Source organism: Streptomyces sp. WY228 (assembly GCF_019287315.1).
GTDB classification, from domain to species: domain Bacteria; phylum Actinomycetota; class Actinomycetes; order Streptomycetales; family Streptomycetaceae; genus Streptomyces; species Streptomyces caviscabies.
The window spans coordinates 3,246,551-3,261,148 of sequence record NZ_CP079114.1; the positions used below are offsets into that span (position 1 = coordinate 3,246,551).

At 71.5% G+C, this 14,598-nt stretch carries 14 protein-coding genes; 5 read left to right on the forward strand and 9 right to left on the reverse strand.

Annotation, left to right across the window (positions count from 1 at the left end):
* Nucleotides 1-75: 75 nt before the first annotated feature.
* On the forward strand, nt 76-678 hold the full coding sequence (locus tag KV381_RS14010) for a Uma2 family endonuclease (protein WP_030086291.1): 603 nt from the start codon (nt 76-78) through the stop codon (nt 676-678).
* A 10-nt stretch (nt 679-688) separates the two neighbouring features.
* Here the strand turns inward: KV381_RS14010 and KV381_RS14015 are convergent, their stop codons facing one another.
* Nucleotides 689-1,072 carry a VOC family protein gene (locus tag KV381_RS14015; RefSeq protein WP_218785312.1) on the reverse strand — a complete coding sequence of 128 codons (384 nt, stop codon included), beginning with the start codon at nt 1,070-1,072 and terminating at the stop codon, nt 689-691.
* A complete protein-coding gene (locus KV381_RS14020; RefSeq protein WP_030086295.1) occupies nt 1,072-1,881 on the reverse strand; it encodes a trans-aconitate 2-methyltransferase in 810 nt (269 codons plus the stop codon). The genes KV381_RS14015 and KV381_RS14020 overlap by 1 nt, the downstream gene beginning before the upstream one ends.
* Nucleotides 1,882-1,970: 89 nt before the next feature.
* Here KV381_RS14020 and KV381_RS14025 point away from each other — a divergent pair, with 89 nt between their 5' ends.
* Nucleotides 1,971-2,468 carry a MarR family winged helix-turn-helix transcriptional regulator gene (locus KV381_RS14025; RefSeq protein WP_086777481.1) on the forward strand — a complete coding sequence of 166 codons (498 nt, stop codon included), beginning with the start codon at nt 1,971-1,973 and terminating at the stop codon, nt 2,466-2,468.
* On the opposite strand, the gene KV381_RS14030 is transcribed toward KV381_RS14025, so the two are convergent.
* Nucleotides 2,424-3,209 carry a response regulator transcription factor gene (locus KV381_RS14030; RefSeq protein WP_218785313.1) on the reverse strand — a complete coding sequence of 262 codons (786 nt, stop codon included), beginning with the start codon at nt 3,207-3,209 and terminating at the stop codon, nt 2,424-2,426. The genes KV381_RS14025 and KV381_RS14030 overlap by 45 nt on opposite strands.
* 282 nt (nt 3,210-3,491) lie before the next feature.
* Here KV381_RS14030 and KV381_RS14035 point away from each other — a divergent pair, with 282 nt between their 5' ends.
* A complete protein-coding gene (locus tag KV381_RS14035) occupies nt 3,492-3,932 on the forward strand; it encodes an N-acetyltransferase (RefSeq protein ID WP_030086298.1) in 441 nt (146 codons plus the stop codon).
* A gap of 36 nt (nt 3,933-3,968) precedes the next feature.
* Here KV381_RS14035 and galK read toward each other — a convergent pair whose 3' ends face one another.
* The 3 genes from galK to galT are packed head-to-tail and all read right to left on the reverse strand — an operon-like array spanning nt 3,969 to nt 7,182.
* Complete coding sequence (galK, locus tag KV381_RS14040; RefSeq protein ID WP_218785314.1) at nt 3,969-5,150, reverse strand: galactokinase; 1,182 nt, start codon at nt 5,148-5,150, stop codon at nt 3,969-3,971.
* Complete coding sequence (galE, locus tag KV381_RS14045) at nt 5,147-6,124, reverse strand: UDP-glucose 4-epimerase GalE (protein WP_218787216.1); 978 nt, start codon at nt 6,122-6,124, stop codon at nt 5,147-5,149. The genes galK and galE overlap by 4 nt, the downstream gene beginning before the upstream one ends.
* Before the next feature lie 14 nt (nt 6,125-6,138).
* Nucleotides 6,139-7,182 (reverse strand): galactose-1-phosphate uridylyltransferase, encoded by a 1,044-nt coding sequence (gene galT, locus KV381_RS14050; protein ID WP_218785315.1) that lies wholly within the window; start codon nt 7,180-7,182, stop codon nt 6,139-6,141.
* A 236-nt stretch (nt 7,183-7,418) separates the two neighbouring features.
* Between galT and KV381_RS14055 the strand changes: the two genes are divergently transcribed.
* Together KV381_RS14055 and KV381_RS14060 are read left to right on the forward strand one after the other, a co-directional pair.
* Nucleotides 7,419-9,089 carry a sodium:solute symporter family protein gene (locus tag KV381_RS14055; RefSeq protein WP_030086306.1) on the forward strand — a complete coding sequence of 557 codons (1,671 nt, stop codon included), beginning with the start codon at nt 7,419-7,421 and terminating at the stop codon, nt 9,087-9,089.
* A 15-nt stretch (nt 9,090-9,104) separates the two neighbouring features.
* Nucleotides 9,105-9,404, forward strand: a complete 300-nt coding sequence (locus KV381_RS14060) for a hypothetical protein (RefSeq protein ID WP_218785316.1) — start codon at nt 9,105-9,107, stop codon at nt 9,402-9,404.
* 36 nt (nt 9,405-9,440) lie between these two features.
* Here KV381_RS14060 and KV381_RS14065 read toward each other — a convergent pair whose 3' ends face one another.
* The 3 genes from KV381_RS14065 to KV381_RS14075 form a co-directional block, all read right to left on the reverse strand.
* Nucleotides 9,441-10,169, reverse strand: coding sequence for a LuxR C-terminal-related transcriptional regulator (locus KV381_RS14065; RefSeq protein WP_218785317.1), 729 nt, complete (start codon nt 10,167-10,169; stop codon nt 9,441-9,443).
* A gap of 250 nt (nt 10,170-10,419) precedes the next feature.
* On the reverse strand, nt 10,420-12,312 hold the full coding sequence (locus tag KV381_RS14070) for a PQQ-binding-like beta-propeller repeat protein (protein ID WP_218785318.1): 1,893 nt from the start codon (nt 12,310-12,312) through the stop codon (nt 10,420-10,422).
* 118 nt (nt 12,313-12,430) lie between these two features.
* Nucleotides 12,431-14,377, reverse strand: a complete 1,947-nt coding sequence (locus tag KV381_RS14075) for a PQQ-binding-like beta-propeller repeat protein (protein ID WP_218785319.1) — start codon at nt 14,375-14,377, stop codon at nt 12,431-12,433.
* Nucleotides 14,378-14,598: the final 221 nt, after the last annotated feature.

The following is a 14,598-nucleotide window of genomic DNA, read 5'->3' on the forward strand; positions in this document are numbered from 1 at the left end:
CCGTTGTGATGACGGGTACGGATTTCCCGCCGTAGTGTGGTCCGCAGGGCAGAGGATTCGTCCATGGGAGGAACCATGACCGCCGAGTCGACCACCGCGCACAGCTCCCGCTGGCCGGTGCCCCCGCAGGACGGATACACCGTGGACGATCTGTTCACGCTGCCCGATCTCCCGCCGCACACCGAGCTGATCGACGGGAGCCTGGTTTTCGTGAGTCCGCAGCGAGACTTTCACAGCACGATGATCGATCTGCTGATGACAGGACTGCGCAGTACGGCACCGCCGGAGGTGAAGGTGCGCCGGGAGATGACCGTGGTGCTGGATCGGCGGAACGCTCCGGAGCCGGACATCTCCGTCGTACGGACCGAGGCGGTCACCGGGCTGGACGTGACGCGTTACCAGGCCGCCGACGTCCTCCTCGCCGTCGAGGTCGTCTCCCCCGACTCCGAGGCCCGCGACCACGAGGCCAAGCCGCACAAGTACGCGACCGCCGGCATCCCGCACTTCTGGCTGGTCGAGATGACCGGCACCGACCAGCACCCCGTCGTACGCGTCTACGAGCTGGACCCGGTGACGAAGGCGTACGCGCTGACCGGGATCCATCACGACCGGCTGAAGACGGGCGTGCCGTTCCCCGTGGACATCGACATCTCGGCCGAGGCACTCGCGGCGCTCTAGAGCCGGCCGCTCAGGCGTCCGGCTCCAGGAACTCCAGCCGGTTGCCGGCCGGGTCGTGGGCGTAGAACCGGCGGTGGCCGGGGAGGTGGTCGTCCCAGGTGACGTCGGCGCCGTGGGACTCCAGGCGGGCCGCGTACGCCTCGATGCCGGTGACCCGCAGGCCCGGGTGGGCCTTCTTCGCGGGGCGGAAGTCCTCCTCGACGCCCAGGTGGAGCTGGACGGGCCCGGCGGCGAACCAGCAGCCGCCGCGGGCGGCGAGCACCGGGGGTTTCGGGATCTCGGTCATGCCCAGGACCTCGGTGTAGAAGGCGCGCAGGGCGTCCTCGGAGCCGGGCGGGGCGGCGAGCTGTACGTGGTCGACGGCGGCGAGGCCGACGGGCGCGGAGGCGGTCATCACTTCTCCTTGCGGGCCACGGCGAAGATGCGGCGGAACGGGAAGACCGTGCCGTACGGGCCCGGCGGATACGCCTCGCGGAGCAGGTCGCGGTAGTCGGCGAGGAACGCGTCGCGGGCGGCCGGGTCGTCGGCGAGGGCGGTGAGGACGGGGCGCAGGGCGGTGCCCTTGACCCAGTCGAGGACCGCGTCGTCGCCGTGCAGGGTCTGGAGGTAGGTGGTCTCCCAGACGTCCGCTTCGCAGCCCAGGTCGCGGAGGCGGGTGAGGTAGTCGGTGGGGTCCAGGACGGATGCGGTGCGGTCGCCGACGCCGTGGAGGCGGGGGCGCCAGCGGTCGGATTCGCGGAGGCGGGCCAGGAGGGTGTGGCTGGGGGCGGTGAAGTTGCCGGGGACCTGGAAGGCGAGGGTGCCGCCGGGCGCGAGGGCGTCGAGCCAGCGGGGGAAGTGGTCGGCGTGGCCGGGGATCCACTGGAGCGCGGAGGTGGAGACGATCAGGCCGTACGTCTCGGTGGGCCGCCAGGTGGCGGCGTCGGCCTCGGCGAAGTCGAGCAGTGGCGGCCGGGCGTGGGCGGCGGCTTCGGCGAGCATCTCGGGCGAGGTGTCGTAGCCGGTGATCCGGGCTTGTGGCCAGCGGTCCGCGAGGAGCGTGGTGACGTTGCCCGCGCCGCAGCCGAGGTCGGCGATGCGGGGTGCGGGGTGGCCGGGGAGGTCGCCGATGCGGGCCAGGAGGTCCTGGAAGGGGCGGGTGCGATGGTCCGCGTGGCGCAGGTACTGCCGCGGATCCCAGGTGGGTTCGGGAGTGGTCGTCATGGGCATCAGGATCACGCCGCGACTATCTTGATGTCAAGACACTTGAATTCAAGAGACTTCATGTCGAGGGACCCTCTACACTGATCGACATGGAGGACGAGGTCGACCGTTTGGTCGCTGCATGGCGCCGGGAGCGCCCCGACCTCGACGTGGAACCACTCGAGGTGCTCAGTCGCGTCTCCCGTCTGGCTCGCCACCTCGACCGGGCCCGCCGCATAGCCTTCGCCGAGCACCACCTGGAGCCGTGGGAGTTCGACGTACTGACGTCGCTGCGCCGGGCCGGCGCCCCGTACCAGCTCTCCCCCGGGCAGCTCCTCACCCAGACCCTGGTCACCTCGGGCACGATGACCAACCGCATCGACCGGCTGACCAAGAAGAACCTCGTCGAGCGGCTGCCCGACCCGAGCGACCGGCGCGGCGTCCTCGTCCGGCTCACCGCCGAGGGCCGCGACAAGGCCGACCAGTCGCTGGCCGGGCTGCTCGCCCAGGAGCGCGCCATCCTCGCCGAGCTCTCCCGCCACCAGCGCGCCGAACTGGCCGGACTACTGCGCCAGTTGACCGCCCCGTTCGACAACATCCCCACCTAGCGGGCGCACCGCCGGCTCGGCCGGGCCGACCCCCGCCCGGCGGGCCAGCGCCACCGCCGCCAGCGTCGAGTGCACCCCGAGCTTGCCCAGCACGTTCTGCATATGGGTGCGCACCGTGTGCGGCGACAGGAACAGCCGCTCGGCCACCGCCTTGCGGCCCAGCCCCGCCACCATGCAGCGCAGCACCTCCCGCTCGCGGGGCGTCAGCGACTCCACCAGCCGCTCGCTGTCGGTGCGGTGCTTGCGGGCCGTGGTCAGCTCCCGCAGTACGCCGGTGAGCAGCGCGGGCGGCAGATGCGTCTCGTCGCGCAGCACGCCCCGGATGACCGACAGCAGCCGCTGCAGCGAGCAGTCCTTGGCCACCCAGCCCGAGGCCCCCGCCTGGAGCGCCCGCGCGGCGGCCCGCGGGTCGTCCTTCTCGGCCAGCACCACCGACCGTACGGCGGGCCGGTTCGCGCGGACCCCGGCGACCAGCGCGATGCCGTCGACGGCGGGCGCCTCCGGCTGCCGGGGCCCCGGCACGGCGGGCGCGTCCCCGGCGGCCTGGGCGCCCAGCTCGGCGTCGACCAGCAGCACGTCGTAGCCGCGCCCCTCGGCGGCCGCGCGCTCCAGGGCGCGCAGCGCGGCCGGGCCGCTGCCCGCGGCGGAGACGTCGACGTCCGGTTCGGCCGCGAGGGCGGCCGCGAGCGACTCGGCGAAGATGCGGTGGTCGTCGACCACCAGAACCCGGATACGCGCCACAGAACCCCCATCTGTGGGGGCGGACAGCTGCGGGTACGGCGTCCGGGGCTCCACTGCGGCCTGCCATGCCCGACGACCGCCGTCGTCGAACCGCCTGCCGCCCTGCCCCGGACGCCGTACCCGGCTCTCTCGCTCCCCTGAATCGGCACCGGCCCCCACCGGTGCTGAGCATCAGCGTACGGGCGGGGGCCCCAGGGGGAAGGCGATTCGGCGAACTGGTCGCCTCAGGTGTCCGGCCCGCGACTCCCTCACCCGGTCGCCGACGGGTCTTAGGGTTGCTTCATGTTCCGTCTTGAGAGAGAAGTGGACAGAGAACGTCGCATTCTGCTGAGCGGGCGTCTGCACCAGGACAACGTCGCGGCCTCGGCCGGTCTGCGGGCCCTGCTCGCCACCTCCGCCGAGCACGAAGTCCCGCTGGAGGTGTGGGCGTTGGACGAGCACGGGGCGGTGGCCGGCGGGCTGACCGGGCGGACCTGGGCGTACTGGCTGCATGTGGATCTGCTCTGGGTGGACGCCCCGCACCGGGGCCTCGGCCTCGGCGCGCGCCTGCTCGCCGAGGCCGAACGGACCGCCCGCACCGAGCGCGCCTGCACCCGCTCGCGGCTGGAGACCTGGGACTTCCAGGCCCCCGGCTTCTACCGCGGGCAGGGGTACGAGGAGATCGGCCGGGTCGAGGACTACCCGCCGGGCGTCACCGAGTTCATCCTGGTCAAGGAGTTGTGAGCCCGGGTCCCCGGGGCAGCCCCGGAAGCTCCCGGCTCAGCGCAGCCGGCGCGCCCCGGCCGACGGTACGGCGTCGAAGATGCCCGGGGCCGCGTGTCCGGCCGCCGCGAACGCCTCGCTGACCGCCTTGGCCACGGTTTCGGCCGCCGCCGCCTCCACCAGGACGACCGCCGAGCCGCCGAAGCCGCCGCCGGTCATCCGCGCGCCGAGCGCCCCGGCCGCGTTCGCCGCCTCGACCACCAGGTCCAACTCGGGGCAGGAGACCCGCAGATCGTCGCGGAGCGAGATGTGGCCCTCGTTCAGGACGGGTCCTGCCGCGCGGACGTCGCCCGCGTCGAGCAGGGCGATGACCTGCTCGACCCGGCGGTTGTCGCCGACGACATGGCGTACGTAACGGATCACGGACTCGTCCGCCCCGGCGTCGGCGAGCGTGGCGAGGGCCGCGTCGAGACCGGCGTACGGCAGATCGCGGAGCATCGGTATGCCGAGCAGCCGGGCGCCCTCCTCGCAGCCGGCCCTGCGCTCCGCGTACGCCCCGTCGCCGAGCGCGTGCTTGACCCGGGTGTCGACGACCAGCAGCGTCAGGCCCTGGGCGGCGAGGTCGAAGGGGACCTGGCGCAGCGAGAGGTCGCGGGTGTCCAGGTGCAGCGCGTGGCCCTCGGTGCAGCAGGCGGAGGCCATCTGGTCCATGATCCCGCAGGGCACGCCGACGAAGTCGTTCTCGGCGCGGCGGCCGGTCACGGCGAGTTCGGCCGGGCTCAGGCCGAGGTCGAAGAGGTCGTTCAGGGCGAGTGCGGTGACGACTTCCAGGGCGGCGGAGGAGGAGAGTCCGGCGCCGGTGGGCACGGTGGAGGTCAGGGCGATGTCCGCGCCGGTGACCGGGTGCCCGGCCTCGCGCAGCGCCCAGAGGACGCCCGCCGGGTAGGCGGCCCAGCCGTGGCCGGAGTGCGGGGCGAGTTCGTCGACGCGGAGCGAGACGACACCGCCGGGGACGTCGGTGGAGTAGAGGCGCAGCACGCCGTCGTCGCGGCGGGAGACGGCGGCGACGGCGGTGTGCGGAAGAGCGAGCGGCATGACGAAGCCGTCGTTGAAGTCGGTGTACTCACCGATCAGGTTCACTCGTCCGGGTGCCGCCCAGATGCCCTCGGGCTCGGTCCCGTACAGCTCGGCGAAGGTGGCGGCGGGTTCGGCCCCGGCCGGCTCGGCGTGCTGGGTCATGAGGTGGTCGTGTCCTCTCGGCGGGCGAACTGCCAGGCGTCGGCGATGATTCCGGCGAGGTCGGCGCGGGACGGCTGCCAGCCGAGGCGCTCGGTCGCGGTGGCTGCGGAGGCGACGAGGACGGCCGGGTCGCCGCCGCGGCGGGGGGCGGCGGTCTCGGGGACGGGGTGGCCGGTGACCTTGCGGACGGTCTCGATGACCTCGCGGACCGAGAAGCCGTTGCCGTTGCCGAGGTTGCAGATCAGGTGCTCGCCGGGGGCGGCGGCGGTCAGGGCCAGCAGATGGGCCTCGGCGAGGTCGGCGACATGGATGTAGTCGCGGACGCAGGTGCCGTCGGGGGTCGGGTAGTCGTCGCCGTAGACGTTGATCGACTCACGCTTGCCGAGGGCCACTTGGAGGACGAGCGGGATGAGGTGGGACTCGGGGTCGTGGCGCTCGCCGCACCGGCCGTAGGCCCCGGCCACGTTGAAGTAGCGCAGCGAGACGGCGGCCAGGCCGTGGGCGGTGGCCTCGCCGCTGATCATGTGGTCGACGGCGAGCTTGGACGCGCCGTAGGGGCTGGTGGGGGCGGTGGGGTCGGCCTCGGTGATGGGGCTGGAGACCGGTTCGCCGTAGGTGGCGGCGGTGGAGGAGAAGACGAGGGTGCGCACACCGTGCTCACGCATCGCGGCGAGCAGGGCGGTGGTGCCGCCGACGTTGTTGACCCAGTACTTCTCGGGGTTCACCACGGACTCGCCGACCTGGGAGAAGGCGGCGAAGTGCAGGACGCCGTCGTAGGAGGGGTCGAGGTGGCGGGCGGCGTCCTGGATGCGGCCCTCGACGAAGGCGGCGCCGGCCGGGACGCCCGCGCGGAAACCGGTGGAGAGGTCGTCCAGGACGGTCACCGTGTGCCCGGCCTCCAGCAGGTGCTGGGCGACGACGCTGCCGACGTATCCGGCACCGCCGGTGACCAGGTACTTCTTCGGGTTGCTCACGTTCTGGGGGCTGCTCACTCGCTCGCTACCTCTCGCAGTCGCTCGGCCGCGGCCTCCGGCGGCACATCGTTGATGAACACGCTCATGCCGGACTCGGATCCCGCGAGGAACTTCAGCTTGCCGGAGGTCCGGCGAATGGTGAAAAGCTCCAGGTGCAGGGCGAACTCCTCCCGGCCGTCGACCCCGAACGGCGCCTGGTGCCAGGCGGAGATGTACGGGGTCGGCGGCTCGCCGGGTCCGAAGATCCGGTCGAAGCGCCTCAAGAGTTCCAGATAGACCTGTGGGAACTCCGTCCGCGCGCCCTCGTCCAGTTCCCGCAGGTCGGGGACGCGGCGGCGGGGGTGGAGGTGGACCTCGTAGGGCCAGTGCGCCGCGTACGGGACGTAGGCGATCCAGTGGTCGGTGGCGAGGACGACGCGGGAGCCGTCCTTCTCCTCGCGGGCGACCACGTCGTCGAAGAGGTTGGCGCCGGTCTCCTCGCGGTGGCGGGCGGCCGAGCGGAGCATCAGCTCGGTGCGCGGGGTGACGAAGGGGTAGCCGTAGATCTGGCCGTGCGGGTGACCGAGGGTGACGCCGATCTCGGCGCCGCGGTTCTCGAAGCAGAAGACCTGGGTGACCTGGTCGAGGGCGGCGAGCGCGGCGGTGCGGTCGGTCCAGGCGGCGAGGACGAGGGCGGCCTGCTCCTCGGTGAGGTCGGCGAAGGACGCGTCGTGGTCGGAGGTGAAGCAGACGACCTCGCAGCGGCCGGAGTCGCCGGCGAGCGAGGGGAAGCGGTTCTCGAAGACCGCGACGTCGTAGTGGTCGTCGGGGATCTCGCTCTGCCGTCCGTCCCGGGTGGGGCAGAGCGGGCAGGCGTCGGCCGGCGGGTGGTAGGTGCGGGCCTGGCGGTGCGAGGCGATGGCGACCGCATCGCCGAGCAGCGGATCGCGGCGGATCTCGGACGAGGTGGAGACGGGGTCCAGCGGGCGGTGGTCGACGGCGTCGCGGACGGTGTCGTCCGCGGAGTCGTAATAGATCAGCTCACGGCCGTCGGCGAGGGTCGTAACCGTTTTCTTCACCAGGGTCCTCCACCAGATCCTCCCAACATAATCGCACATAAGAAACCACAAGCAAACACACGCGTCAATGCCCCAGCTCGCGAACGACTGTGACCGACCCCATGGGCGGCATACCCGGACATTCACCCGCACTCGATCACGATCGAACAAAGAACCCCAACGAGAGTGTTCATTTCTCGAACATGGAGGCGTAAGTTCCGACGGGTTCAGTTCGCGCAACGAAGCGAGTACCCCCCATGCAGACACTGGCCGAAGGGCTTCGGCTCCCCACGAACGGGCTCGACTACGCCATCCTGGCGATCTACTTCGTCGTCGTACTCGGCATCGGCTTCGCGGCCCGTGCCAGCGTGAAGACGAGCCTCGACTTCTTCCTCTCCGGACGGTCGCTGCCCGCCTGGGTGACCGGGCTCGCCTTCGTCGCGGCGAACCTCGGCGCCACCGAGATCCTCGGCATGGCGGCCACCGGCGCGCAGTACGGCGTCGCGGTGGTGCACTGGTACTGGATCGGCGCGATCCCGGCCATGGTCTTCCTCGGCCTGGTGATGATGCCGTTCTACTACCGCTCCAAGGTGCGCTCCGTGCCGGAGTTCCTGCTCCAGCGGTTCGACAGGTCGGCGCATCTGCTGAGCTCCGTGCTGTTCGCCTTCGCGGCGATCCTCATCGCGGGCGTCAACCTCTACGCGCTGTCGATCGTCGTGGAGGCGCTGCTCGGCTGGCCGCAGTGGGTCGCGATCGTCGTCGCGGGCCTGTTCGTGCTGGTCTACATCACGATCGGCGGGCTCTCCTCGGCGATCTACAACGAGGTGCTCCAGTTCTTCGTCATCCTCGCCGCACTGATCCCCCTCACCGTCCTCGGCCTGAAGCGCGTCGGCGGCTGGGACGCCATGAGCGACTCGCTGACCAAGCAGCACGGCGGCGACTTCATGACCGCGTGGGGCGGCACCGGCATCGGTGACGCCAACCCGCTGGGCGCCAACTGGCTGACGATCATCCTCGGCCTCGGCTTCGTGCTGTCCTTCGGCTACTGGACGACCAACTTCGCCGAGGTGCAGCGCGCGCTGTCCGCGAAGAACCTCTCCGCCGCCAAGCGCACCCCGCTGATCGCCGCCTTCCCGAAGATCTTCATCGTCTTCGCGGTGATGATCCCGGGCCTGGTCGCCGCCGTGATCGTGCCCAAGATCGGCACCCCGGGCTCCGACCTCACCTACAACGACGCGATACCCCTGCTGATGCAGGAGCTGCTGCCCAACGGCGTGCTCGGCATCGCGGTGACCGGTCTGCTCGCCGCCTTCATGGCGGGCATGGCGGCCAACGTGTCCTCGTTCAACACGGTGTTCACCACCGACATCTGGCAGCGGTACGTGGTGAAGGACAAGCCGGACACGTACTACCTGAAGTTCGGACGGCTGATCACGGCGATCGGTGTGCTGGCCTCGATCGGCACGGCGTTCATCGCCGCCAGCTTCTCGAACATCATGAGCTACCTCCAGACGCTGTTCTCGTTCTTCAACGTCCCGATGTTCGTCGTGTTCATCATCGGCATGTTCTGGAAGCGCGCCTCGATGAAGTCCGGTGTCTGGGGCCTGGTCGCGGGCACCGCCGCCGCGATGATCAACTACTTCTGGATCTACAAGGGCGGGATCATCGACATCCCGTCCGACCAGGGCGCCAACTTCGTCTCCGCGATCGTCGGATTCGTCGCCGGAGCCGTCGTCATGGTCGCCGTCACCCTCTTCACGGCACCGAAGCCCGACGCCGAACTGGCCGGTCTGGTGTACGGGACCGAGTCGCCGGACCCCGACGAGGCGCTCGACGAGGCCGACAGCGCCTGGTATCGCAAGCCCGCGCTGCTCGGCTGGGGCGCGGTCGTCCTCGCCGCCGCGTGCTACATCCCCTACTCGTTCTGATCGGAGGAACTCACCATGTCCGACCTGCACAAGGAAGTCTCCGAGCTGGAGCGCAAGTCCGCGACCGCGGCCCGTCTCTTCGACATCCGGCGGATCATCGGCGGCCTGTTCGTGGTCTACGGAGTGATCGTCACCATCGCCGGCATCAGCCCGTCCGACGCCGACCTGGAGAAGGCCGAGGGCGTCCACATCAACCTGTGGACGGGCCTGGCCATGCTGGCGCTCGGCCTGTTCTTCCTGGCCTGGATGAAGCTGCGCCCGGCCGAGGCCCCCGCGGCCCCGGAACCGGACGCCCCGGAGTCCGACGCGGACTGACCCGCCGCCTGCCGCGCCGCCCGCAGGGGCCGTACGTCACCCGCTCCGCCCGGGGACGTACGGCCCCTGTTGCGTGCCGCCGTGGTCGCCGTGGTCGCCGTGGCCCGCGGCCCGCTCCAGCAGCCCCGTACGGGCGGCGAGCGCGGCGGCCTCCAGGCGGGAGCCGACGCCGAGCTTCATCAGGACCCGCTGGACATGGGTGCGGGCGGTGCTCGGGGCGATGTCCATGCCGGCCGCGATCAGCCGGGTGTCCTCGCCCTCGGCGACCCGCACCAGCACCTCCGCCTCGCGCGGGGTGAGCATCCGCAGCAGCCGGCGGCCCTCGTCGTCGGGCTGGGCCGCCGGGTTGAGCAGCTCCGCGAAGGCGCCCCGCAGCAACTGCGGGGCGATGGCGCTCTCCCCCGCCCGCGCCTTGAGCATGGCCCGCTCGACGCCCTCGATGCGCTCGTCGTGCCGGACGTACCCCGCGGCCCCGGCCGCGAACGCCGCAGCGATCCCGCGCGGGCTGGGCACCGGGCCGAGGACCACCACCGCCACCTGCGGGCGCTCCTGGCCGATGCGCACGATCGGGTCGAAGACCCCGGGGGCGGCGGGCGATGCCGTACCGAACAGGCAGACTTCCGGGGCCCTGCTGACCACCAGTTCCGCGGTCCCGGAGGTCGGCGCGGCCGCCGCGAGCACCCGGTGCCCGCGCAGTTTCAGCGCCGAGGCGAGTGCCTCGGCGAGCAGTCGGTGATCGTCGACCACCATGAGCCGCACGCCCATCGACCAAGCCTCCCAGCCCCGTTCACCCGGCCCCCCGGCCGCCTGACCCGGCAAGTTACACGCTTGTTCGACCTCGCGCCGCCCTTACGTGGGAGAAGCCCCCCAGAATGCCGAATTCTGCGTCATTCGGGGCTCGTTGACCGTTGCCCGGTGATCGGTTCCTGGGCGGAAAACGATCGGCCCTGCCGGTCGGTGATCGACCGGCAGGGCCTGGCGAACGGCTCGCGCCGCTCGGGGGACCGAACCGCGGTCAGTCGGTGCGGTACCCGACGACGAGGTAGAGCTTGTCGTCGGCGTCGACGACGCTGCGCTTGCTGACCAGGCGCTTCGACTTGAAGAAGTGCCCGTCGGAGTACAGGAGTTCGGAGTGGTCGTTGGAGAAGCGCCGCTCCGCCTCACGGACCGCCTCGTCGCTCGGGTTCTCCATCAGCAGGGTCTGCTTGAAGGTCTCGCCGTCGATGGAGACGATCTGGCCGCCCTTGTCGTAGGGGGGCTCCTTGTACGCGATGATGCTGGTGCCGTCCATCCGCAGCGGGACCAGGCTGTAGCGGTCGCCCGCGTCGGCCCGGGCGCCGAGGAGCTTCCCGGTGGCCAGGTCGAAGGCGACGACCTCGTTGGTGTCGCCGTACTCGCTGGTGCCGTCGTGGTTCTCGGTCGGCAGGTAGAGCCGGTTGTTGCCGACGGCCAGGTTCTGGCAGCGCTCGACCTCGGTGGAGCCGCAACGGGCCGCGTACTGCTCGGCGTCGGCGGGGATGCGCACGATCAGCTTGCCGGTCGCCGCGTCGATCGAGAAGAAGTCGGAGATGCCGCTGCCGTCGCCGGCGGTGTCGCCGACATCGGCCGCGACCACCAGCGGCTTGGTGGAGACGATGCTCGCGTAGTCGACGCCGGCGGGCATCTGGAACGAGGACAGCGGTGCGCCGGTCGTCGGGTTCAGCGCCTGCACGGTGAGCTGCGGGCTGTCGGACGTACCGCACTTGCGGACCACGGCGAGGGCCTCGCCGCCGCCGTAGCCGCGGTCGTAGCAGCCGTCCGAGCCGACCTTCGGCTTCCACAGCTCGGCGCCGGTCTCCAGCTTGAAGGCCGCGCCGCCCGAGGTGCCGCCCGCGGCGACGGTGGACCCGCTGAGCGTGACCTCGTCGAAGCGGACCTGCTGGTCACCGCCGGTGGCGGAGGTGACGCCCTTGCTCCACAGGAGCTTGCCGGTGGCCATGTCGACCACGCCGACCTGGTTGCACGACGGGTACTTGTTCTCCTTGGTCGCCTTCGTCTCCTCGAAGACGATCGCGGTCTTGTAGTCCTTGCTCATGTGCCGGGAGGCGGAGCAGACCTCGCCGGGCAGCGGGACGGACCAGAGCTTGGTGCCCTTGTCGAGGTCGTAGGCGACGATCTCGGCGACGCCGGACTTCACGTACGCCTTGTCGGTGATCCAGGAGCCCATCACCGTGGTGATGTCGGTGACCTGCGGCTCCGGGAGCTGGAGGGCGACCTTGGACTTGGTGTTGGCGGGCGGCTTCTCCTCGCCGCCGGCCAGGCCGCCGCCCTCGCCGCCCTTGGCCTCGCCGCCGGTGGAGCCGGACGAGGAGGCCTCGTTCTTGCCGCCCTCGTCGTCGCCGGTGGCGGCGTAGATGACCCCGGCGCCGATGATCAGCACCACGGCGACGGCCGCGGCGACGATGATCTGCATCTGGGTGGAGAACTTCTTGCCGTCGCCGGGCTGCTGCGGGGCCCCGTACTGCGGCTGCATGGGCTGGGTCGGATAGCCGTACGCCTGCTGCGGCATCCCGGGCTGGCCGGGCTGTCCGGGCTGGCCGGCGGGCCCCTGCGGGTAGCCGTACCCGGGCTGCGGGGCCTGGGGGTAGCCGTATCCGTTGGGCTGCGGCGCGGGCGGGGTGGGGTAGTTGCCCGGCGCCGCGGGCGGCGGGGTGCCGTAGCCCCCGGCGGGCGCGTCCGGCTGCTGCGGAGGCTGCTGCGGCTGCTTGCCGAAGGGGTCCGCGGGCGGCGGGGTCGGCTGGCCGAACCCTCCGGGCGGCGGGTCCTGCGGCGCGCCGAAGCCACCGGAGGGCGGACCGGCGGGCGGGCCCGGGGGCGTGTTCGGCGGCTCGTTGGGCGGCTGCTGCGGTGGCTGGGGCGGCTGGCTCATGGCGTGCGTACCTCGGGGGACGAGTGGGTGTGGGGGCGCGTGGGGCCGGAAGGGGCCGGCTGCGGTCGGATGCCGCGGCCGGGAGCGGTCGTGCGGATCGTGCCGGGTTCGGGGGCCGTCACTTCTCGAACACCAGCATCGTCGACTGCTCCAGCTCTTCCTTGTCGTTGCTCGCGCTCACGCGGTTGCTGAAGATGAAGGAGCGGCCGCCCTGGTAGGCGACCTTGGCGGAGAAGAAACCGTTCTCGATCCGGCCGGTCGCGTCCGGGTGCTGGAGCAGCGTCTTGGTGGTGCCGCCGGTCGGCGGGAGGGTCACGATGGCGCCGGCCGCGTCGTACTTCGGCCGCATGTAGAGCACCAGGTCACCGCCCTCCATGCCCAGCGGCTTCAGCACGCGCTCGGCCGGGGCGGGCGCCTCCCACTTGGGCTTTCCGGTGTTCAGGTCGAAGGCGATGACCTTGTTCGTCCGGGCGGTCCCGCTGCTGTCGTCCTCGGTCGCGATGTAGAAGGTGTTGGCGTCGGCGGCGACCCCGCTGCACCCTTCGAGCTTCTGGCCGAAGATGGCGAAGCTGCTCCCGCAGTCGTGGGTGAGCTTGTCGCCCTTGGCGGGCGCGAGCTGGGAGCGGAGCTTGCCGTTCTCGGTGAGCGCGGCGATGGCGTACTGCTTCTTCTCCTCGTGCTCCAGCCGCACGACGAGCGGGGTGACCGAGTAGACCTTGCTGATCTCCCAGCCGCGCGGCGGCTGGTAGGTCCACTTCGGCTTGCCGGTGGTCGGGTTCAGCTCCTGGACCTGGTGCTGCGGGTTCTTGACGTCGTCGGTGCGGCAGCTGGCCGCGGCGATGAGCTTCGGGCCGCCGGCGAAGGCGAAGGGCTTGCAGTTGCCGTCGGGGTTGCCGAACAGCTCCTTGCCGTCGCTGACGCGGTAGGCGTTGGAGTTGCTGGTGCGCCCCACGGTGACGGTGTCCCCGCTGATCGCCAGACCGATGTCCGACAGGAAGTCCCAGTTGCCGTTCTTCTTGACCTCCTTCTTCCAGCCGGGCTTGCCGGTGTTGAGGTCGATCATCTGGAGGACGGAGCAGTTGGCCTTGTCGGTGGTGCCGTTCTTCACCCCGATGACGATCTTGCCGTCGGCGGTGGGGCCGTTGGGCGCGGCGCACACGTCGGCGGGGAGCGGCACGGTCCACTTCTGCTTGCCGTCGGCGACCGAGTAGCCGGAGACGCCGCGGTACATGGCCTTGGCCACCACATCGCCGGCGAACCACGGGCCGTACACGGAAGCGCCGCTGCGGGGCAGGTCGATGTCGTTCTTCTGGAGCCAGGCGACCTTCGCCTCGCCCGGCTTGCGCCCGGCGTTGAGGTCGTCGTTGCCCTCACGGCCGTCGCCGCTGCCGTCGCCCTCGTCGACCGTGGGCGACTCGCTGGGCGGCTTGGGGTCGTTGCTGGTGTTGGCCAGCGGCTTCTTCGGGTCCTCGTCGCCGCTGTCGCTCACGAGGAACCAGGTGCCCGTACCGGCGACCAGGACCACGGCGACGGCCGCCGCGACGATGACGGCGGTCTTGTTCTTGAGGAACCCGCCGCCGGAGCCCGGTCCGCCGGAGCCCGGTCCGCCGGGGCCGGGGGTGCCGGGGTACTGCTGCTGCGGGTAGCCGTAACCGGGCTGGGTCGGCTGACCGTACGGTCCGGGAGCCTGCTGGCCGTACGGGCCCGGGGCCTGCTGACCGTAGGGGCCGGGCTGCTGGGCGTACGGGCCGGTGGGCTGACCGGGCTGCTGACCGTACGGACCGGGGGCCTGGCCGGGCTGCTGCGGGTAGCCGTAACCGGGCCCCGCCGGGGGCTGCTGCGGGTAGCCGTACGCCGGGGTGCCCGGCGGGGGCGTCTGCGGCGGGCCGGCCGGGGGTGCGGGCGGCTGGGCCGGGGGCGGGCCCTGGGGCGGCTGGCCGGGCGGCGTCTGCGGCGGCTTCGCCAGGTCCGGCTGGTCCTGGGGCGGCTGAGGAGCTCCGTTCGGCGGCTCCTGCGGAGCCCCGAAGCCTCCCTGCGGCGGTTGCTGGCTGGGCGGCTGGCTCATCAGCACGTCCCCCTTCGTGCGGTCCGGTGCCCGATCCGGTCTCCCCCGCGATTCCGAGTGGGGGCAATCCCCCTCGGAAAGGAGCGAATCGGGCATGGCTTCCGCGGTGTTACGACAGTCGGGCGGGGCTTCTTTGTACCACCCGTCCGCCACCCGGCACCGGATCGGTCCCGCCCCTGTTCCCAAGGGAGAACCGCCTTGTGATGCCGTCGTTACGCCGA

Coding starts and splice junctions, on each gene's coding strand:
- KV381_RS14060 (WP_218785316.1), top strand. CDS start 9,105: ATGTCCGACCTGCACAAGGAAGTCTCCGAGCTGGAGCGCAAGTCCGCG.
- KV381_RS14025 (WP_086777481.1), top strand. CDS start 1,971: ATGGAGGACGAGGTCGACCGTTTGGTCGCTGCATGGCGCCGGGAGCGC.
- KV381_RS14075 (WP_218785319.1), bottom strand. CDS start 14,377: ATGAGCCAGCCGCCCAGCCAGCAACCGCCGCAGGGAGGCTTCGGGGCT.
- KV381_RS14055 (WP_030086306.1), top strand. CDS start 7,419: ATGCAGACACTGGCCGAAGGGCTTCGGCTCCCCACGAACGGGCTCGAC.
- KV381_RS14020 (WP_030086295.1), bottom strand. CDS start 1,881: ATGACGACCACTCCCGAACCCACCTGGGATCCGCGGCAGTACCTGCGC.
- KV381_RS14070 (WP_218785318.1), bottom strand. CDS start 12,312: ATGAGCCAGCCGCCCCAGCCACCGCAGCAGCCGCCCAACGAGCCGCCG.
- KV381_RS14015 (WP_218785312.1), bottom strand. CDS start 1,072: ATGACCGCCTCCGCGCCCGTCGGCCTCGCCGCCGTCGACCACGTACAG.
- KV381_RS14035 (WP_030086298.1), top strand. CDS start 3,492: ATGTTCCGTCTTGAGAGAGAAGTGGACAGAGAACGTCGCATTCTGCTG.
- KV381_RS14065 (WP_218785317.1), bottom strand. CDS start 10,169: ATGGGCGTGCGGCTCATGGTGGTCGACGATCACCGACTGCTCGCCGAG.
- galK (WP_218785314.1), bottom strand. CDS start 5,150: ATGACCCAGCACGCCGAGCCGGCCGGGGCCGAACCCGCCGCCACCTTC.
- KV381_RS14010 (WP_030086291.1), top strand. CDS start 76: ATGACCGCCGAGTCGACCACCGCGCACAGCTCCCGCTGGCCGGTGCCC.